At 64.0% G+C, this 18,709-nt stretch carries 15 protein-coding genes; 3 read left to right on the top strand and 12 right to left on the bottom strand.

Going from position 1 to position 18,709, the window contains the following annotated elements; genetic code table 11:
- Window positions 1-17: 17 nt before the first annotated feature.
- The 6 genes from acnA to PMI04_RS07470 form a co-directional block, all read right to left on the bottom strand.
- The gene (gene acnA, locus PMI04_RS07495) at window positions 18-2,687 is read right to left on the bottom strand and encodes an aconitate hydratase AcnA (RefSeq protein ID WP_007710141.1); all 2,670 of its coding nucleotides are present in this window, start codon (window positions 2,685-2,687) and stop codon (window positions 18-20) included.
- A 456-nt stretch (window positions 2,688-3,143) separates the two neighbouring features.
- Window positions 3,144-5,909: a bifunctional aconitate hydratase 2/2-methylisocitrate dehydratase gene (locus PMI04_RS07490; protein WP_007710147.1), complete on the bottom strand. Its 2,766-nt coding sequence runs from the start codon at window positions 5,907-5,909 to the stop codon at window positions 3,144-3,146.
- Between the two features lie 219 nt (window positions 5,910-6,128).
- Window positions 6,129-7,886: a DUF885 domain-containing protein gene (locus tag PMI04_RS07485; protein WP_007710150.1), complete on the bottom strand. Its 1,758-nt coding sequence runs from the start codon at window positions 7,884-7,886 to the stop codon at window positions 6,129-6,131.
- A gap of 54 nt (window positions 7,887-7,940) precedes the next feature.
- Window positions 7,941-8,144: a DUF5818 domain-containing protein gene (locus PMI04_RS07480; RefSeq protein ID WP_004211342.1), complete on the bottom strand. Its 204-nt coding sequence runs from the start codon at window positions 8,142-8,144 to the stop codon at window positions 7,941-7,943.
- Window positions 8,145-8,148: 4 nt separating this feature from the next.
- On the bottom strand, window positions 8,149-8,334 hold the full coding sequence (locus PMI04_RS07475) for a DUF1328 domain-containing protein (protein WP_007710155.1): 186 nt from the start codon (window positions 8,332-8,334) through the stop codon (window positions 8,149-8,151).
- A 71-nt stretch (window positions 8,335-8,405) separates the two neighbouring features.
- The gene (locus PMI04_RS07470; RefSeq protein ID WP_037486482.1) at window positions 8,406-9,404 is read right to left on the bottom strand and encodes a D-glycerate dehydrogenase; all 999 of its coding nucleotides are present in this window, start codon (window positions 9,402-9,404) and stop codon (window positions 8,406-8,408) included.
- A 101-nt stretch (window positions 9,405-9,505) separates the two neighbouring features.
- Between PMI04_RS07470 and PMI04_RS07465 the strand changes: the two genes are divergently transcribed.
- The gene (locus tag PMI04_RS07465) at window positions 9,506-10,003 is read left to right on the top strand and encodes an SH3 domain-containing protein (protein WP_283184867.1); all 498 of its coding nucleotides are present in this window, start codon (window positions 9,506-9,508) and stop codon (window positions 10,001-10,003) included.
- A 166-nt stretch (window positions 10,004-10,169) separates the two neighbouring features.
- Here PMI04_RS07465 and PMI04_RS07460 read toward each other — a convergent pair whose 3' ends face one another.
- The 4 genes from PMI04_RS07460 to PMI04_RS07445 all read right to left on the bottom strand — a co-directional run bounded on the left by PMI04_RS07460 (window position 10,170) and on the right by PMI04_RS07445 (window position 16,814).
- On the bottom strand, window positions 10,170-12,305 hold the full coding sequence (locus PMI04_RS07460; protein ID WP_007704518.1) for a TonB-dependent receptor: 2,136 nt from the start codon (window positions 12,303-12,305) through the stop codon (window positions 10,170-10,172).
- Window positions 12,306-12,580: 275 nt separating this feature from the next.
- Window positions 12,581-13,894 carry an amidohydrolase family protein gene (locus PMI04_RS07455; RefSeq protein WP_007704516.1) on the bottom strand — a complete coding sequence of 438 codons (1,314 nt, stop codon included), beginning with the start codon at window positions 13,892-13,894 and terminating at the stop codon, window positions 12,581-12,583.
- A complete protein-coding gene (locus PMI04_RS07450; protein ID WP_007704514.1) occupies window positions 13,891-15,291 on the bottom strand; it encodes an amidohydrolase in 1,401 nt (466 codons plus the stop codon). The genes PMI04_RS07455 and PMI04_RS07450 overlap by 4 nt, the downstream gene beginning before the upstream one ends.
- Window positions 15,288-16,814 carry a peptide MFS transporter gene (locus PMI04_RS07445; protein ID WP_007704511.1) on the bottom strand — a complete coding sequence of 509 codons (1,527 nt, stop codon included), beginning with the start codon at window positions 16,812-16,814 and terminating at the stop codon, window positions 15,288-15,290. Before PMI04_RS07445 ends, PMI04_RS07450 begins: the two co-directional genes overlap by 4 nt.
- A 164-nt stretch (window positions 16,815-16,978) precedes the next feature.
- On the opposite strand from PMI04_RS07445, the gene PMI04_RS07440 reads away from it, so the two are divergent.
- Together PMI04_RS07440 and PMI04_RS07435 are read left to right on the top strand one after the other, a co-directional pair.
- Entirely contained in the window at window positions 16,979-17,557 is a 579-nt protein-coding gene (locus PMI04_RS07440) for a nitroreductase (RefSeq protein WP_007704508.1), read from the top strand.
- 73 nt (window positions 17,558-17,630) lie between these two features.
- Window positions 17,631-17,975: a GntR family transcriptional regulator gene (locus tag PMI04_RS07435; protein WP_007704505.1), complete on the top strand. Its 345-nt coding sequence runs from the start codon at window positions 17,631-17,633 to the stop codon at window positions 17,973-17,975.
- A 13-nt stretch (window positions 17,976-17,988) separates the two neighbouring features.
- Here the strand turns inward: PMI04_RS07435 and PMI04_RS07430 are convergent, their stop codons facing one another.
- A complete protein-coding gene (locus tag PMI04_RS07430) occupies window positions 17,989-18,363 on the bottom strand; it encodes a hypothetical protein (RefSeq protein WP_007704493.1) in 375 nt (124 codons plus the stop codon).
- Window positions 18,360-18,656 carry an autorepressor SdpR family transcription factor gene (locus PMI04_RS07425; protein ID WP_007704477.1) on the bottom strand — a complete coding sequence of 99 codons (297 nt, stop codon included), beginning with the start codon at window positions 18,654-18,656 and terminating at the stop codon, window positions 18,360-18,362. The genes PMI04_RS07430 and PMI04_RS07425 overlap by 4 nt, the downstream gene beginning before the upstream one ends.
- Window positions 18,657-18,709 lie beyond the last annotated feature (53 nt).

The raw sequence follows: 18,709 nt of genomic DNA, 5'->3' as shown, positions 1-18,709 counted from the left end.
CTCAACATGTCAACCGATCAAGCGGCCAACTTGCGCAGCACATATTGCAGGATGCCGCCATTCAGGAAATATTCCAGTTCGTTGACGGTGTCGATGCGGCACAGCGCAGTGAAGGTGAAGGTCGAGCCGTCGGCCCGCTTGACGATCACGTCCACGTCCTGACGGGGCTTGAGGTCCGCGACATGCTGGATGGTGAAGGTTTCGTCGCCGTTCAGACCCAGCGTGTCGCGGGTCTGGCCGTCCTTGAACACCAAAGGCAGCACGCCCATGCCGACCAGGTTCGAGCGGTGAATACGCTCGAAGCTCTCCACGATCACGGCGCGCACGCCAAGCAGGTTGGTGCCCTTGGCCGCCCAGTCGCGCGACGATCCGGTACCATATTCCTTGCCGCCGATGACGACCAGCGGCGTGCCGTCGGCCTTGTGCTTCATCGCCGCGTCATAGATCGGCATGACTTCGCCTTCATAGCGGGTCATGCCGCCCTCGACCCCGTCCAGCATCAGATTCTTGATGCGGATATTGGCGAAGGTGCCACGCATCATCACCTCATGATGGCCGCGCCGCGAGCCATAGCTGTTATAGTCGGCCTGCGCGACCTGATGCTCGCTCAGCCACTTGCCGGCCGGCGAGGACGCCTTGATCGATCCCGCCGGCGAGATGTGGTCGGTGGTGATCGAGTCGCCGAAAATCGCCAGCGGCTTGGCCTCGATGATGTCGGTGACCGGCGCCGGGGTCATGGTCAGCCCCTCGAAATAGGGCGGGTTGGCGACATAGGTCGACCCGGCGCGCCATGTGTAGGTGTCCGAACCGGTGACCTCGATCGCCTGCCAATGGGCGTCGCCCTTATAGACATTGGCGTAGCGCGCCTGGAACATCTGGCGATCGACAGCGCCCGCCAGGGTGGTCGCGACCTCATCATTGGTCGGCCAGATATCCTTGAGATAGACGGCCTCGCCATCCTTGCTGATGCCGATCGGGGTGGTGATGAAATCCTCGATCACCGTCCCCTTGAGCGCATAGGCGACGACCAGCGGCGGGCTGGCCAGGAAATTGGCGCGCACATCGGGCGACACGCGGCCTTCAAAGTTGCGATTGCCCGAGATGACGGCCGCCGCGACCAGGCCATTCTCGTTGATCGCCTTGCTGATCGGCTCGGCCAGCGGGCCGGAGTTGCCGATGCAGGTGGTGCAGCCATAGCCGACCAGGTTGAAACCGATGGCGTCGAGATGTTCCTGCAAGCCAGCCTTGTTCAGATAGTCGGTGACGACCTGGCTACCGGGCGCCAGCGAAGTCTTGACCCAGGGCTTGGGCTTGAGGCCCAGCTCGTTCGCCTTCTTGGCGACCAGGCCGGCGGCGATCAGGACATTGGGGTTGGAGGTATTGGTGCAGCTGGTGATCGCAGCGATGGTGACGTCGCCATCGCCAATGTCGAAATCCTTGCCCTCGACCGGAACGCGGGTCTGTGCCTTCTTGTAGGTGTTGACCATGTCCGCGTTGAACACGTCATCGACCTCCGGCAGCGCGACGCGGTCCTGCGGGCGCTTGGGGCCGGCGAGGCTCGGGACGACGGTGGACAGGTCCAGTTCCAGCGTATCGGTGAAGATCGGCTCGACCGACGGATCGATCCAGAAGCCCTGCTGCTTGGCATAGGCCTCGACCAGCGCGATATTCTCGTCGCTGCGGCCGGTCAGGCGCATATAATCCAGCGTCTTGTCATCGATGCCGAAGAAGCCGCAGGTCGCGCCATATTCGGGCGCCATATTGGCGAGCGTCGCACGGTCGGCGAGGCTCAGCGTGGCAAGGCCGGGGCCGAAATATTCGACGAAGCGGCCGACCACGCCGCGCGCGCGCAGCATCTGGGTGCAGGTCAGCACCAGATCGGTGGCGGTCACGCCTTCCTTCAAATTGCCGGTAAACTTGAAGCCGACCACTTCGGGGATCAGCATGGAGACCGGCTGGCCCAGCATCGCCGCTTCCGCCTCGATGCCGCCCACGCCCCAGCCCAGCACGCCCAGGCCGTTGACCATGGTGGTGTGGCTGTCGGTGCCGACGCAGGTGTCGGGATAGGCGATGGTCGCGCCGTCGGCCCCGGTGCTGGACCAGACGCCCTGCGCGATATTCTCCAGATTGACCTGGTGGCAGATGCCGGTGCCCGGCGGCACGGCATAGAAGTTGGTGAGGCTCTTGCTACCCCATTTCAGGAAGTCGTAGCGCTCCATGTTACGCTGATATTCGATTTCCATATTGTCCTGGAACGCCTTTGGCGTGCCGAACTCGTCCACCATGACGCTGTGGTCGATGACGAGATGGACGGGCACCTGCGGGTTGATCTTGCCCGCGTCGGCGCCCAGCGCGTTCATCGCGTCGCGCATCGCGGCCAGATCGACGACGCAGGGCACGCCGGTAAAGTCCTGCAGCAGCACGCGCGCCGGGCGATATTGGATTTCGCGCTCGGCCTTGCCCTTGTCATTCTGCCAGTCGACGATCGCCTTGATGTCATCGGTGGTGACGGTGACGCCATCCTCGAAGCGCAGCAGATTTTCCAGCAGCACCTTCATCGAGAAAGGCAGGCGCGAAACATCTCCCAGCTTCTCCGCCGCCTTGTTCAACGAATAATAGGCGATGTCCTTGCCATCGACATTGAGCGTGTCGCGCGTGCCGAGGGTATCCTGTCCGGTGGCGGTCATAGGTCGTGCGTCTCCTCGCAGATGGCCCCGGCCCAGGGCAAGGAGGCTGACGCATGATCCGCCGCAAGGTCCAGCCGGTTCGCCACCGGACGGATTAGGGGCGGGACGCGCCCCAACCATGGGTCGAAGCAGGTATGTCCCGATATGTCTGCGAGATAGGGATTGCCCCGGCCAAGTCAAAGGGAGAAATGGTCGGAAGGACCTTTATTTCCGCCATATTCGACTACTGAAAACCATTCGCAGTAACGGATGCGAAACCCGCACTTTTATTGTGCGCAGGATGGAGAAATCGGCCTCGGCCCCGCGCTCCACATTCTAGCTGGACTTCATATTGCCCCTTTGCTTCCAAAGGCGGGACTGCCCGGGCCGCCAAACAGAAAAAGGCGCCACTTTCGTGGCGCCTTTTTCTGCGCGAGCCGCTCCCGGTGGAAGCGGCTCGCCTTATGCGAAATGCCTTCAGGCCGCCTTGGGCGGGGCGAACTTGGTGAGGTCGATGCCGACCACCGCCTTCTTATATTCGTCCATGTTGGGCGTGCGGCCCAGGATGGTCGAGAGCACGACCAGCGGGGTCGAGGCGAGCAGGGATTCGCCCTTCTTGTTCGCCGCGTCTTCCACCACGCGGCCCTGGAACAGGCGGGTCGAGGTGGCGAGGACGGTGTCGCCCTTCGCGGCCTTCTCCTGGTTGCCCATGCACAGGTTGCAGCCCGGACGCTCCAGATAGAGGGTGTTCTCATATTCGGTGCGGGCGGCGTTCTTGGGATGGCTGTCGTCGAACTCGAAGCCGGCATATTTCTTCAGAACGTCCCAGTCGCCTTCGGCCTTCAGCTCGTCGACGATGTTGTAGGTCGGCGGGGCGACGACCAGCGGCGCCTTGAACTCGACCTTGCCTTCGGCGGCTTCGATATTCTTCAGCATCTGGGCCAGGATCTTCATGTCGCCCTTGTGCACCATGCACGATCCGATGAAGCCCAGGTCCACCTTCTTGGTGCCGCCATAATAGGAAACCGGGCGGATGGTGTCATGGGTGTAGCGCTTCGACACGTCGGCATTGTTGACGTCCGGGTCGGCGATCATCGGCTCGTCGATCAGGTCGAGGTCGACGACGACTTCGGCATAATATTTGGCGTTGGCGTCGGGCGACAGCGCGGGCTTCTCGCCCGAGCGGATCTCGGCGATGCGCTTGTCGGCCAGAGCGATCAGGCCCTTCAAGGTGCCGGCGGCATTTTCCATGCCCTTGTCGATCATGATCTGGATGCGCGACTTGGCGATTTCCAGCGACTCGATCAGCGTTTCGTCTTCGGAAATGCAGATCGACGCCTTCGCCTTCATCTCGGCGGTCCAGTCGGTGAAGGTGAAGGCCTGGTCGGCCAGCAGCGTGCCGATATGGACTTCGATGATGCGGCCCTGGAAGACATTCTCGCCAGCGAACTGGTGGAGCATCTGCGCTTGGGTGGCGTGGACGACGTCGCGGAAGTCCATATAGGGCGCCATCTGACCCTTGAAGGTGACCTTGACCGACTGCGGGATCGGCATGGTGGCTTCACCGGTGGCCAGCGCCAGCGCAACCGTGCCCGAGTCCGCACCGAAGGCCACGCCCTTCGACATGCGGGTGTGGCTGTCGCCGCCGATGATGATCGCCCAGTCGTCCACGGTGATGTCGTTCAGCACCTTGTGGATCACGTCGGTCATCGCGTGATAGACGCCCTTGGGGTCGCGCGCGGTGATCAGGCCGAAATTATTCATGAAACTCATGAGCTTGGGAATGTTGGCCTGGGCCTTCTTGTCCCACACCGATGCGGTGTGGCAGCCCGACTGATAGGCGCCATCGACCAGCGGCGAGATGACGGTGGCGGCCATCGCCTCCAGTTCCTGCGCGGTCATCAGGCCGGTGGTGTCCTGCGACCCGACGATGTTGACCTTCACGCGCACGTCCGAACCGGCATGCAGCACCTTGCCCGGCGTCACGCCCACGGCATTGCGGTTGAAGATCTTCTCCACGGCGGTCAGGCCCTGGTCGTCCACCGTGATTTCCTTGTTCGGCGCGAACACCTTGGGCGCTTCGACGCCCAGCGTTTCGGCGGCGAAGGTCTGGAGCTTCTTGCCGAAGACGATGGCATAGCTGCTGCCCGCCTTCATGAATTCCATCTTCTGGGGCGTGAAGGCGGCGGCGACGTCGACCAGTTCCTTGCCGGCCTCGTCGGTCAGCTTCTTGTTCTTGACGTCGATCTTCAGCACCGTGCCGGTCGCGACCGAGAAGGCCTCCTCCAGCACCGGATTGCCGTCATTGTTGAGGATCGCCTTGCCGTCCGGGCCGGTCATCTTGACCCAGTTTTTGAGGTTGAGGCCGATGCCGCCGGTCACGTCCACGGTGGTCGCGAAGATCGGCGAGATGCCGTTGGTGCCGGCGACTACGGGCGCATAGTTGACGAAGGGGACATAGGGGCTCTGCTGCTTGCCGGCCCACAGCGCCACATTGTTGACGCCCGACATGCGCGACGAGCCGACGCCCATCGTGCCCTTTTCGGCGATCAGCATCACGCGCGCGTCGGGATGTTGGGCCTTCAAGGCGACGATTTCCTGCTGCGCCTCGGGCGAGATCATGCACAGGCCGTGCAGTTCGCGGTCCGAGCGCGAGTGGGCCTGGTTGCCCGGCGAGAGGAGGTCGGTCGAGATATCGCCTTCGCCCGCGATGAAGGTCACGACCTTGATCTCGTCCTCGACCTGCGGAAGCTTGGTGAAGAATTCGGCCTTGGCATAGCTTTCCAGCACGTCCTTGGCGACGGCATTGCCGGCCGCGAACGCGTCGCGCAGGCGGAACATGTCGGCGTCGTAGAGGAAGACCTGGGTCTTCAGGACGTCGCCCGCCTGAACGGCCAGCGCGGCGTCATCGCCGAGCGCGATGTCGAGCAGCACGGCGATCGAGGGGCCGCCCTTCATGTGGCTGAGCAATTCCAGCGCGAAGGCCGGGGTGATTTCCGCGACGGTGACGTCGCCGAGCACGATCTTCTTGAGGAAGTCGGCCTTCACGCCGGCAGCGCTCGTGGTGCCGGGCAGGGTGTTGTAGATGAAGAATTTGAGCGCGTCGGCGCGATGTTCGCTGCCCGCGTCCTGGATCAGGGTGATGAGCGCGGCAACGAGAGCGCCGTCGTCGATCGGCTTGGGCGCGAGTCCCTGAGTCTTACGGCTTTCGATTTCGGCCAGATAATCCAGGTAAATGCTCATCTCGTTCCCAACGTCATATAAAGTGCACGGAGTCGACGCGCAGCGCCACTTGCCGACTTATATGCCCGGTCCGGGAGCTGACGCGGCCCCGGTACGTCAAGAGACGCCAATTGGCAAGTCGCGGCGGCGCAGCAAAATATTGCTGTAAATCGCGCCAATCCGCCGAAAACCGGGGCTTTTGCTATTACTCTGAGTAAAGAATGGACTTAAGTAGGACGGTTATTCCCGCCCCTTCTCGGCTGCGATCCACTGATCGATCTGGCTTTCCAATACCGTCAGTGGCACCGCCCCCTGCGACAGCACCGCATCATGGAAACGGCGCAGGTCGAACTTAGGACCCAGCTGCTGCTCCGCCCGGGCGCGCAGTTCGCGAATCTTGATCTCGCCCAGCTTGTAGCCCAGCGCCTGACCCGGCCAGCTGATATAGCGATTGACCTCCGCATCGATATTGGCGTCGCTCAGCGCGCTGTTCGCCCGCATGAAGGCAGCCGCCTTGGCCTTGTCCCAGCCCTTGGCATGGATGCCGGTATCGACCACCAGGCGACAGGCGCGCCACATCTCGTAGGACAGGCGGCCCATCATCTTTTCGGGCGTGTCATAGAGGCCCATCTCCTCGCCCAGATATTCGGTGTAGAGCGCCCAGCCCTCGACATAGGCGGTGAAGCCGGCGAGATATTTGCGGAACGGCGGCAGCGGCAATTCCTGCTGCAACGCGATCTGGTTGTGATGGCCGGGCACCGCCTCATGCGCGGTCAGCGCCGGCAATTCCCAGAAGGGCCGCTGGTCGAGCTTCGAGGTGTTGACCCAATAGGTGCCCGAAATCCCCGCCTCGGGCGCGCCGGGGCCATAATAGGCGGTGGTCGTCCCCTCCGCCTCGGCCGCCGGGATCGGCTTGATGCCATAGGGCAGGCGCGGCAGCGTGGCGAAATAACGCGGCAGCAGGCCGTCGATCGTCTTCGCCTGGCGCGCGGCGACGCGCAGCAGCTCCTCGGGCGTCTTGGCATAATAGCTTGGGTCGGTGCGCAGATGCTGGATGAAGGCGGCGCGGCTAGGATAGCCCGCCTTCGCGGCGATCGCGTCCATCCGCTTGCCGATGCGCGCGACTTCATCCAAGCCGATCTGGTGAATCTGGTCGGGCGTCAGGTCGGTGGTGGTGTGGGTGCGCACCCGGCTGGCATACCAGGCAGCCCCGCCCGGCAGCGTCGAGGCGCTGTCGCTCTTGCGGCATTTGGGCAGATAATCCGCCACGAACAGGTCGTGCCATTTGCCATATTCGGGCGTGATGACATCGCGGATCACCGTCACCGCCCGAGCCTGCAGCGCCGTCCAGTCGGCATCGCTGATGTCGCGCGGCTTGGTGCGGGTAAAGGGCTCGTAGAAACGCGTGCCCTCCGGCTTGCCCGCGACGATGCCGCTAATGCCGTTGGCAAAGCCGCCCAGCACCGAACAAGGCAGTACATAGCCGCCCCTGATCGCCTGGCGGGTGATCGCCATGCCGTCGCCATTCTGCTTGGGGTACAGCGCGAGCCGCTTCAAATAGCTTTCATAATCGGCGCGGGAGTAGAAGGGCAGACCATCGGCCATGCCGGAAAAGCCCTGATGCCAGCTATAATAGGTGGTAAACAGCATCAGCCGTTCGGCCTGATGCTTGTCGCTGGCGATATCGTCGCGGAGCATCCACAACAGTACCGCGCGATTGACCTTGTCGGCTGCGTCCAGCCCACGCTCCGGCACCGCGTCCAGCCGGGTGACGAAGCCCTGCTCCGCCTTGATCTGGGCATCGCGCGCGGCCAGCGACAGGTCGGAAATCTGGTCGTCATAATTGCGCACGCCGCGCGCGGTCGCCTCCACCGGATGGACCGACAGATACCATTTCCAGTGATCGTCGATCACCTGGGTCAGCTGGTCATGGGGTGCCTGGGCGTGGACAATGGCGGGCGCCGCGACAGCGAGCAGCAGGGGAAGAATCTTGCGCATGGGCGCAACTGATCGCGCGGCGCAACGATTCTGGCAAGATGGCGGGCTAGCTATTCAGGCAGCGGCCACACCATCGGCTTCGACAATATCGTCGCCGGCATAATAGCCGCGCACGCGGACCCGCTTTTCGACATGATCGACCGGCACCCGCAGCAGCACCAGCCGCCAGGTGCCGCCAAGATCGCGCTGGAGCAGGAAGCCGGCCTCGTCGCGCAGCAACCGCCCGGTTTCATCCACTCCAGCGCCAATCTCGATCATGGCATCAGTCTATCGCGTCCTTGATGCCCTTGCCAGCCAGAAGGCCCAGGACAAGGAAGATCAGGAACAGCGCGATGGCGACGCCGAACAGCAGCTTCGCGATACCGACAAAGGTGCCGGCTGCGCCGCCGAAGCCGAGGATGGCGAGCACAGCCGCGATCACGAGGGCAATGATGGCAAGACGAATCATGGTGGGATTCCTTCCGTTTCTCTGAAGTTTCCAAACGGAGGAAAGGGCACATTGTTCCGCCAGCGCAGCGATCAGACCCAGCCTTCGAGCACCTGGTTGGGCGGCCTATGGCCATCGGCCCAACTGCGGATATTGGCGATGACGCGCGCGCCGGTGGCGTCGCGTCCCTCGAACGTCGCCGAGCCGACATGGGGCAGCAGCGCCACATTGGCCAATGCCAGCAACTGGGGATCGACCGCAGGTTCATGCGCGTAGACGTCGAGGCCGGCGCCGGCGATCCGCCCTTCCGCCAGGGCCGCGATCAGCGCTGGCTCGTCGGTAATTTCCGCACGCGATGTGTTGATGAGATAGGCGTCGGGGCGCATCAGCGCGATCCGCCGCGCATCGATCAACCTGCGGCTGTCGGCGTTGAGCGGGCAATGGATCGAGACGATGTCGCTCTCTCGCAGCAGCGTGTCGAGATCCGCCTGCCAGCCCGCCTCCAGCTCCTGCTCCACCTCGAAAGGCAGGCGGTGCCGGTTATGATAGGCGATCGACAAACCAAAGGCCTGCGCCCGTCGCGCGACCGCACGGCCGATCCGGCCCATGCCGATAATGCCCAGTTTCTTGCCGCCGATGCGGTGGCCGAGCATGCCCGAGGGACTCCAGCCGCGCCACTCGCCCGAGCGCACCAGCTTCTCCCCCTCCGCCAGGCGGCGGGGGACGGAAAGGATCAGCGCCATGGTCATGTCGGCCGTGTCTTCGGTCAACACGCCGGGCGTGTTGGTGACGATGACGCCCTTCGTCCGTGCGGCGGCCAGGTCGATATGGTCGACGCCGCTGCCGAAGCTGGCGATCAGTTGCAGCCGTTCGGGCGCACCGGCGATCAGGCTGGCGTCGATCTGATCGCTGATGCACGGTACCAATACGTCGCACTGCGCCATGGCGCGGGCCAGTTCGGTGCGGGTCATGGGCACATCGCCGACATTGAAGCTGGCGTCGAACAGTTCGGCCATGCGCGCCTCCACATTGGGGGGCAGGCGGCGCGTCACGATGACACGCGGCTTTGCGGGGCGCGGTTTCCTGGCCATATCCGGCCGCTATTCCGGCCTGCGACATCGGTCAAGCGGATATGGCGCACAATGCGATTGAAAGCTTGTCGCGGCCGACCGCTGCGGAGTATGGGAAGAACATGGGTGATTTGGGCAAAGGGTCGGGCATGAAGCGCCTGCTGATGGGCGCGGGCATGATTGCGGCCCTGAGCCATATGGGCGGAGCGGCGGCTGCGCCGGCCAAGCCGGTGCCCTATTGGGCCTCGCTGGCCCAGGACGAAGCGCGGATGCGCGTTGGCCCCAGCCTCGACTACCCCTCCAACTGGGTCTATCGCCGCCGCGACCTGCCGGTGAAGGTGGTGCAGGTGCTGGGCCTGTGGCGCAAGGTGGAGGATCCCGATGGCGCCCAGGGCTGGATGCACGTCCGCCTATTGAGCGATACCGCCACCGCGATCGTCACGGCATCGGAAGCGCCAATGCACGAGGGCGCGAGCGACACCAGCCGCACCCTGTTCCGCGCCGAAAAGGGCGTGGTCGGCCGCATCGCCTCCTGCTCGGGCGGCTGGTGCGCCTTCGACGTCAAGGGCCAGAAGGGCTTTGTAAAAGCCGGCGACATCTGGGGCGCCACCAGCGGCTGAGCCCGGCGCGGCAAACCGGATTGACCGCGCTGAACGGCGCCTTTTCGCCGTCAATCTCGACATCTTCGCGCGGATGACGAAAAGCCCGGGGCAATTCGTTGCAGGACAGGCGCGTGGGCCTGCCGCCTCCCCGCGCCGATCGCGCGGAGAGGCGATACAGGGGTTGTCAGAAGTCGACCGTGGCCGAGAGCCAGAGACGACGACCTTCCTGGTTGATCGAATAGGCCGGGGTCCAGGCGGTCACATTGGCTGCGGTCTGATAGGGCACATAAACCGCATAGTCGGTGTCGAGCAGGTTGTTGATCGTCGCCGCCAGGCGGAAGGCCGGCGTGACCTGATAGGAACCGCCTAGGTGGAACAGTTCATAGCCCCGAAAATCGCCGAGCGTCGTCTGCTGCGCATTGGCGCCGCGGTACCGGCTCGAACGTATTTCCGCCCGCGCCCAGACGCTCGCCTTGTCGCCCAGCTTCCAGCGCAGATTGCCGTTCAGCATATGCTTGGGCATGCCCACCAGCGGCAATCCCTCTTCCGCCCCGCTCAATTGTTCGGTTTCGGTATAGGTGTAGTTGGCCGAAAGCGAGAGCGTGGGGGTGAAGACGAAGCGGGTTGCCACTTCCACGCCCCGCGTCCGTGCCTTGTCGATGTTGATCGACTGGCTGAACAGTTCGACATTGGGGAAATTGCCGACATCGACGCAACCGGCCGGCGGCTGGCCATTATAGCCTGAGAAGGTGCAATTGGCGATGCCCGGCCCGGACGCGATCTTGTCATCGAAATCATTGTTGAACAGCGTGACATTGCCGCTGAACAAGCCCTGTCCATCATAATAGAGGCCGGCTTCGTAACTGGTGCTGGTTTCCGGCGTCAGCCCCGGCGAGCCGAGCAACGGCACCCGTCCCTGGCTGCCAAAGCCGATGATACCGCTGGCGATCTGCTCGACCCGCGGCGTCTTGAACCCGCGACTGACCCCGCCCTTCAATGTCACCACATCGTTGATGTTCCACACCGCATAGGCGCGCGGCGACCATTTGCTACCAAAGGTGCTGTGATCGTCATAGCGCGCGCCGCCCGTCAGGTTGACGCCCTCCGTCACGGTCAGCGTAGCCTCCGCAAAGCCGGCCCATTGGGTGAATTTGAACGGTTCGGGCGCCACGCCCTCGACCATGCGCGCCTTCCAATATTGGCCGCCAATGGTGAAGGCGAGCGCGCCGCTCTTGCCCGCAAAGCGGGAATCAAGGATGTCGTTGCGCGCTTCCAGGGTCCGCGGGCTGCCCGGCACGGCGCCCGGCGTGCCGTTGGGGATCAGGCGCCCGATCGTTTCGGTCTCGTTGCGCGTGAAGGTCGTGTCGAGTTGGCCAAAGCCCATGCGCCAGCTATGGGCCAGGACATAATTGCTGCGATTGAAGCGCTGTTCGGGCGCATAACCGCCCGATCCAAGCGTGCCCAACTGCCCCTCGCTATTGTCATAACGCTGTTCGTTACGATCATATTCCAGCCAGAGATCATGGTCCGCATGCGGCGTCAGCGTCAGACGGCCGCCATAGGTGTAGATGTCCGATTCCACCGGATTGCGGCCCAGCGTCAGTGCCGGATCGCCCGGGATCGCGATATTGGACCCGGCCCGGTGAAACACGCTGCCGCGCAGGGTGAGGCCAGCCAGATCCTTGATGATCGGTCCCTGGGCAAAGCCGTTGAGCGACTGGATATTGCCGAACCGGTCATCCCCCTGGATCGTGCTCTCCGCCGTCGCCGTGCCCACCCAGCGATTGCCGACCTTGCGGGTGATGATGTTGACCACGCCGCCCATCGCATCCGACCCGTAGAGGGTCGACATCGGACCGCGCACCACCTCGATCCGGTCGATCGCCGAAAAGGGCGGCATGAAACTGGTCGAGGTTTCGCCAAAACCGTTCGGCGTGACGCCGCCCGGCGCATTTTGTCGACGGCCGTCGATCAGCACCAGCGTATAGTCGCTGGGCATGCCACGGATCGAGATGTTGAGGCCGCCGGTCTTGCCCGCCTCGCCACCGACATCGACCCCCTGCACATCCATCAGCACTTCGGCCAGGCTGCCAAAGCGCCTTTCCTGCAATTCTTCACGGCCCAGCACGGTGATGCTGGCCGGTGCCTCGACGATATTCTGTTCATAGCCTGCGGCGGTCACGACGATCGCGTCGGACGGGGCTTCGGCCTCGGGCGCGCCTTCGGCAGCCTCTGCGATCATGGGTAAGGCAGCGGCGCACAGCAGCATCGCGCCGCCCAAATGACGCGCACGCTTCGACGATAGTGCAGAAAATGGCATTTCAGACCCCCATTGAAATAATAGTGCGACTTAGTCGCATTAGAATTTCACGGGCTGATGTGAGCGATGGTCGCGGCGGTCAATCGCGCAAGCATGACACCGGACCGACGCAATATTTTCTCACAATTGCGACATCGTTGGCGCTTGGGGCCTGCCTTCGCGAGACATAAATGGACCGATATGGCAACATGGCAGGCCGCGCCGCGACCAGCCCGTCAGCGCGGGACGAGCCGATATCGAGCCAGAAAAAGGGGGCCGTGGCCCCCTTCCCCATCCTACCATTCATAGGCCTTGGGCAGGCTGCCCTCGGCCGGGGTGGCGTAGCGATCGCGCAGCTTGGTCTGGCGATTGTCGATCGGCTGCTGGATGCCGTCGATCCACACCGCGACCGGCGCCGATTCCATTTCCAGCGGGTCGCCGTCCCAGATCACGACATCGCCCGCCTTGCCGGCTTTCAGCGACCCGATCCGATCGCCCAGCCCCATCGCCTCGGCCGGGGCGGAGGTGATGGTGCGCAGCGCCTGGCCCCAACTCAGGCCCGTGGCGCCCGGCACCCGGGTCAGCGCGACCATGTTGCCCGCCTGCTGGGTGGCGACACGCAACTGCAGCGCATCGTCGCCGCTCAGCATCCCCATGGCAACGGGCACCCCTGCCTTGACCATGCGGCCGACATTGCTCTGGGTCGCCGCCAGCTTCTCGAAGCTGGAGGGCAGGTCATCCAGCCCGCCGGTAATCACCGGCACCTTGGCGGCGGCGATCTGATTCGCCACCATCCAGCCTTCGGTCGCGCCGGCGAGGATCAGCTTCAGCGCCGGGAAGTCCTTCCTGAGCGCCAGCACGCCCAGGATATCGCGCGCGCTTTCGACATGGATCATCAGCGGCATGGCGCCGGTGACGACCGGGACCAGCGCCTCGGCATCGACGCGGTTGAGCAACGCGTCCTTCGACCGGCCATCATAGCTGGCCGGGGCCTTGGCATAATCCTGCGCCTCGCGCAGCATCATCTTGAAGCTGAGATAAGCGGCCGGACGGCTGCCGCCGGCATCCTCCGCGCCCTCTTCGCCCATCTCGACATATTGGAAGGCGCGCGCCTTGGTGATGGGGTCCATGTCGGCGCCCAGATCGACCACCGCGCCCTGCCCGGCAAAGATGCCGTTGCCGGTCGCGGGCACGACCACCGCGCGGGTCACGCCGGCGGTGCGGCTGATCGCGATCGGATTGGCCAGCGGGTTGATCGCCGGCGCCACGTCGATCGCCGCCGAGAAGGGCGTGCGGGCGTTGATGTCGTTGGTTTCCTTGACGCCGGGCACTTCGGCCAGGCCCACGCGCGAGAAGCCCGAGACGATGCCGGGCGTCACCCATTTGCCGCTGGCGTCGATGGTCTTGGCGCCGGCCGGCACGGCGACGCCGGCCCCGGCGGCCACCACCTTGCCGGCGGCAATGACCACGGTGCCATTCTGGATCGGTTCCGACCCGTCACCGATCGCCAGGGTGGCGCCGGTGATGGCGATGGTCTGGGCCAGCGCCATGGGCGAGGCCGTGACGGCGAGCAGCGCGGCGGCGGCGCGGATTGCGGTCTTCATCGTCATTTCACGTCTCCCGCGCCGATCTGGCCCAGCTCAAAGTCCGTGACCGGGCGCCGCTTTGGATCATTGGCGTCATACAGGAGTGCGCCGTCGACCCAGACCTTTTCCGGCCGGGTATAGGTGCTGAAGGGATTGCCGTTCCACAGCACCACGTCGGCCATCTTGCCGACCTTCAGGCTGCCGGTCTGGTCGGCGATGCCCATCGCCTTGGCCGGATTGATGGCGAGCCAGGTCCAGGCGATCTCGTCAGGGATGTTGATGCCCATGCGACGGCCCGCGCCCAATGCCTTGGCCGCTTCCTGGTTCAGGCGCTGGATGCCATTCTCGTCATCGGAATGGACGATGGCGCAGGCGCCGGCCTGGTGGACGAGCGGGACATTCTCCTTGATGCCGTCATAGGCTTCCATCTTGAAGCCATACCAGTCGCCCCACATGGCGGCGCAAATGCCGTTCTCGCGCAACAGGTCGGCGATCTTGTAGGCTTCGACCGCATGGTGGAAGGCGGTGACCTTGTAGCCAAACTCCTTCGACATATCGATCACATTGGCCATCTCGTCGGCGCGGTAGCAATGATTCTGGACCAGGATCTTGCCTTCCAGCGCGTCGGCCAGCGTCTCCATGCCGAGGTCACGGGTCTGTTCCTTGCCCGCCGCGCGCTTCTTCTGATATTCGCGCGCCTTGATCCAGGTCTGGCGATCGACCGCCATATTGCCCATGCGGGTGCTGGGCTCACGCCCCTTGGCGCCATAGACGCGCTTGGGATTTTCGCCGCAGGCCATTTTCAGGCCATAGGGCGCGCCGGGGAACTTCATGCCCTGCATGGTGCGCGCCTGAACATTCTTCAGGATCACGCTGCGGCCGCCGAACAGATTGCCCGAACCGGGCAGGATCTGCAGCGTGGTGACGCCGCCATTGGCGAGCGCGCGACCGAAACCGGGATCCTGCGGCCAGACCGAATGTTCGGCCCAGACATGGGGCGTGACCGGCGAGGTCATTTCATTGCCGTCGGAGTTCGCATCGACGCTGGGCGAGGGATAGACGCCCAGATGGCTGTGAATATCGATGACGCCGGGCGTCACGAACTTGCCGGTGCCGTCGAACACGGCGATGTCCGCCGGGATCGGCGTGTCGGGACCGCCGATCGATGTGATCTTGCCGCCGGACAGGAAGACGACACCCTTGTCGATCCGCCCGCCTTCACCGTCAAAGATGGTCGCGCCGCGGATCGCGGTCGCGACGCCCGGATAGGGCTTGTAGGTGGAAGGATAGGGATTGTCCGGTTCAGCGGAGCTGCCCTGCGACGCCGGTGCCGGCTGTTCCTTTTCCTTCTTGGCGATCGCCGGTCCGCTCACACCCGCCAGGAGCGTGAGGGCCAGCAGCGCGACGCGCGTGCGTTTCATGATGCGATATCCCCTGTTGTCGTGTCGATTTCCCGCGTGTGCATCAGCCGCTTGACCAGCGGCGCGACCGCCATGACGGCGATGCCAAAGCCCACCGACCACCAGCCGATCTTGTCGAACACATGCAGCATGGCATCGCGCGAGGCGACCCCCTCGGCATTGCCAGTCGCCGCCGAAATGACGCCGGCGGCATATTCGCCCAACGCCATGGCGAGGAACCAGATGCCCATCATCAGCCCGACCATGCGTGATGGCGCCAGGCTGGACATGGCGGACAGGCCGACCGGCGACAGGCACAGCTCGCCGATCGTATGACAGAGATAGAGAAGGAAGATGAACAGCACCGGGGTCAGCGTGCCGGGCGCGCCCGTGCCCGCGTCGAGCACCAGGAAGCCGGCGCCGACCAGCACGATGGCGATGCCGAACTTGGCCGGGGTCGATGGTTCCCAGCCGCGCTTGGCCAGCCAGATCCACAAACCCGCCATGATCGGACCGAAGATCAGGATATAGGCGGCGTTCAAGGACTGGAAGACCGAAGCCGGCACATCGAAGCCGAGCATGGTACGGTCGGTATAGCGATCAGCGAACAGGTTGAGCGAGGAGCCCGTCTGTTCGTAAAGGCCCCAGAAGATCGGGTTGATGACCAGCAGGAACAGGGCGGCGAGCATCCGGTGCCGCTCGGTGCCGTGCAGGCGCCCGAAGGATTCCCAGAGGATATAGCCGACCATCAGCGGCCCGGCGATACCCAGCCCCCAGCCGACGACGCTGTGATTCTGGATCAGATACCAGCAGACCGGAATGGCGAGCAGGCTGAGCAGATAGACCAGCCATTCGCGGCTGATGAGGCCGCCGACCTTCTGGGCCAGACGCACGGGGTCGGTCGGTTCGCCCTTGCCCTGCAGCATCGGCTTGCACAGGGCAAAGCCCAGCGCGCCCGCGACCATGCCGACCGACGCCGCGCCAAAGCCCCAGTGCCAGCCCCAGACCTGGCCCAGATAGCCGCAGATGATCGGGCCGATCGTGCCGCCGACATTGATGCCCATGTAGAAGATCGTATAGGCCGGGTCGCGGCGCATGTCGTCGCGCGGGTAAAGCTGACCCACCAGTGCCGAGGCGCTGGACTTGAGGAAGCCCGTGCCGGTGATGACGGTGGCGAGGCCCAGCCAGAAGAGACCCAGCCCCATCGGCCCGGCATTGTCGCTTTCCAGCCCCAGGATCAGATGGCCGACGGCAATGATGATGCCGCCGAACAGCACCGCCTTGCGCTGGCCCAGATAGCGGTCGGCCAGATAGCCGCCCATCAGCGGCGAGATGTAGATCAGCGACATATAGGCGCCATAGGCGTAGCTGGCGTCGCGATCGGAAAAGAGGAAATGCTGCGTCAGGTAGAAGATCAGCAGCGCGCGCATGCCATAGAAGGAAAAGCGCTCCCACATCTCCACGAAGAAGAGCAGGAACAGGCCGCGCGGATGGCCGAGCCAGGTCTTGCCTGCCTCCGCCGGATCGGTGATTGCGGTCGCCATCGGACCCCCTTGAAATTGTCTTTTTGTGCCCGCCGGCGAACGCGGCGGCGTTATGGCGCGAACCCTAGAGGGGAAAGGTGGCCCGAGTCAAAGCGGCGCTGAAGCGATAGGAAGCGCGCCCTTGGCCCTTGCACCCGGCGGCAAAGCGTCCCATTTGGCAACCGATGTTCAACGACCTGTCCAGCCCGCTCGCCCTGCTCCAGACCCGCCGTTCCGGCAAGCCCCGCGACCTGGTCGCGCCCGGCCCGGACGACGCGCAACTGCGTCAGATCCTCGAAGTCGCGCTGCGCACGCCCGATCATGGCAAGCTGGCCCCCTGGCGCTTCGTGATCGTACCGCAGGACAAGCGGGGAAAACTCGCCGCACTGCTGGAGAACGCCTATCGCGCCGAAAAGCCCGACGCCGGTCGGCTGGAGATCGAGGCGATGCACCAGTTCGCACAGCAGGCGCCGACATTGGTGGTGGCGCTGTCCAAACCGGTGGTCGGTAGCAAGATTCCCGTGTGGGAACAGGAATTGTCGGCCGGCGCGGCAATCATGAACCTGCTGCACGCCACCCATGCGCTGGGCTTCGCCGGTGGCTGGCTCACCGGCTGGCCCAGCTTCAACGCGGATGTGCGCGACGCATTTGGCAGCGCGGACGAGCGGCTGGCCGGCTTCGTCTTCATCGGAACGCCGTCGCGACCGCTCGATGAGCGCCCCCGGCCAGATTATGACGATATCGTATCGACCTGGGACAGATAGTTGCTCAATAATATGGGATCCACGCAACCCACCGGATTGACCCGCGTAGCTGTATTATGGCACTGATGCACTTATGAGCGACGAATCCAAACCCGTCTATCTCCGCCTTCGCGAGATCATCGCTGCATCCATCCTGGATGGCGACTATCATGATGGCGACCTGCTTCCCTCGGTTCGCGCTTTTGCCGCCCAGCAAGGCGCCAACCCGCTGACGGTGGCCAAGGCTTATCAGAGCTTCCAGGATGATGGCCTGGTCATCGTGAAGCGGGGGGTCGGCATGTTCGTCGCCGATGGTGCGACCCGCAAGCTGCGCGAGGCTGAACGCAACCGTTTCCTCGAAAGCGTCTGGCCGCCGGTCGCGGCACAGATCCGGCGCCTGGGCATCCGGCTCGACGAACTGGACAGCCACAAGGTCTGAGCTTTGCTCCGGCCTAGACGACCCGCCTGCCGTCCCGCAGCGACAGGCAATAGCCCAGCGTCACCACGAACCCCAGCAATACCGCGCCGCAACCGCCGATGATGGCGACCTGCATCGGCGCGAAGGCCCATAGTCCGGCATAGACGAGCCCGCTCAACACCAGCGACCAGCCGCTGACACGGCGCGCCTTTCGGGCCTGCGCGCTGGGAACGAACGCCTTGGGCAACCGATTGCCATACCAGGCCATCATCAGTCCGTTGAGGCCAATGACCAGGCGCGTCACCACTTCCGGATCGACATAACCCTGCTTGCGCGCGACGGTCGCGGCCAACGCGACGATTAGGATACCCCCGCCCCAGGCGAGGCTACCGACCAGTTCCTTATTCATCCTGCTGCCTTCCTGCTGGGCGCAGGCATTTCCACGCCCGGGCCGAACGAATGAACAAAGCCCAGCAGCGCATCTTCGAGCACCGAGAGCTTGAGATGATAGATAACCGATTTGCCGACCTTTTCGGCATGGACCAGATCGGCCTCTTTCAGCACCGCAAAATGCGCCGACATGGTCGGCCGGGAGACGTCGAACCGATCGCTCAACTCCCCCGCGCTCATCGGCCCCTGGCGCAGAAGCTGCAATACGCGCCTGCGGGTCGGATCGGACAAGGCTTTGAAGACCTGGCTCATGATATGATATTTAGCTAAATATCAAAATGAGTCAAGCGCCAAAAGCCCTTGCC

Origin of the sequence: Sphingobium sp. AP49 (genome assembly GCF_000281715.2) — a bacterium.
GTDB lineage: Bacteria > Pseudomonadota > Alphaproteobacteria > Sphingomonadales > Sphingomonadaceae > Sphingobium.
The sequence above is the reverse complement of the archived record's forward strand: the minus strand, read 5'-3'. Positions and strand labels throughout refer to the sequence as shown.

Coding starts and splice junctions, on each gene's coding strand:
- acnA (WP_007710141.1), bottom strand. CDS start 2,687: ATGACCGCCACCGGACAGGATACCCTCGGCACGCGCGACACGCTCAAT.
- PMI04_RS07490 (WP_007710147.1), bottom strand. CDS start 5,909: ATGAGCATTTACCTGGATTATCTGGCCGAAATCGAAAGCCGTAAGACT.
- PMI04_RS07485 (WP_007710150.1), bottom strand. CDS start 7,886: ATGCGCAAGATTCTTCCCCTGCTGCTCGCTGTCGCGGCGCCCGCCATT.
- PMI04_RS07480 (WP_004211342.1), bottom strand. CDS start 8,144: ATGATCGAGATTGGCGCTGGAGTGGATGAAACCGGGCGGTTGCTGCGC.
- PMI04_RS07475 (WP_007710155.1), bottom strand. CDS start 8,334: ATGATTCGTCTTGCCATCATTGCCCTCGTGATCGCGGCTGTGCTCGCC.
- PMI04_RS07470 (WP_037486482.1), bottom strand. CDS start 9,404: ATGGCCAGGAAACCGCGCCCCGCAAAGCCGCGTGTCATCGTGACGCGC.
- PMI04_RS07465 (WP_283184867.1), top strand. CDS start 9,506: ATGGGTGATTTGGGCAAAGGGTCGGGCATGAAGCGCCTGCTGATGGGC.
- PMI04_RS07460 (WP_007704518.1), bottom strand. CDS start 12,305: ATGCCATTTTCTGCACTATCGTCGAAGCGTGCGCGTCATTTGGGCGGC.
- PMI04_RS07455 (WP_007704516.1), bottom strand. CDS start 13,894: ATGACGATGAAGACCGCAATCCGCGCCGCCGCCGCGCTGCTCGCCGTC.
- PMI04_RS07450 (WP_007704514.1), bottom strand. CDS start 15,291: ATGAAACGCACGCGCGTCGCGCTGCTGGCCCTCACGCTCCTGGCGGGT.
- PMI04_RS07445 (WP_007704511.1), bottom strand. CDS start 16,814: ATGGCGACCGCAATCACCGATCCGGCGGAGGCAGGCAAGACCTGGCTC.
- PMI04_RS07440 (WP_007704508.1), top strand. CDS start 16,979: ATGTTCAACGACCTGTCCAGCCCGCTCGCCCTGCTCCAGACCCGCCGT.
- PMI04_RS07435 (WP_007704505.1), top strand. CDS start 17,631: ATGAGCGACGAATCCAAACCCGTCTATCTCCGCCTTCGCGAGATCATC.
- PMI04_RS07430 (WP_007704493.1), bottom strand. CDS start 18,363: ATGAATAAGGAACTGGTCGGTAGCCTCGCCTGGGGCGGGGGTATCCTA.
- PMI04_RS07425 (WP_007704477.1), bottom strand. CDS start 18,656: ATGAGCCAGGTCTTCAAAGCCTTGTCCGATCCGACCCGCAGGCGCGTA.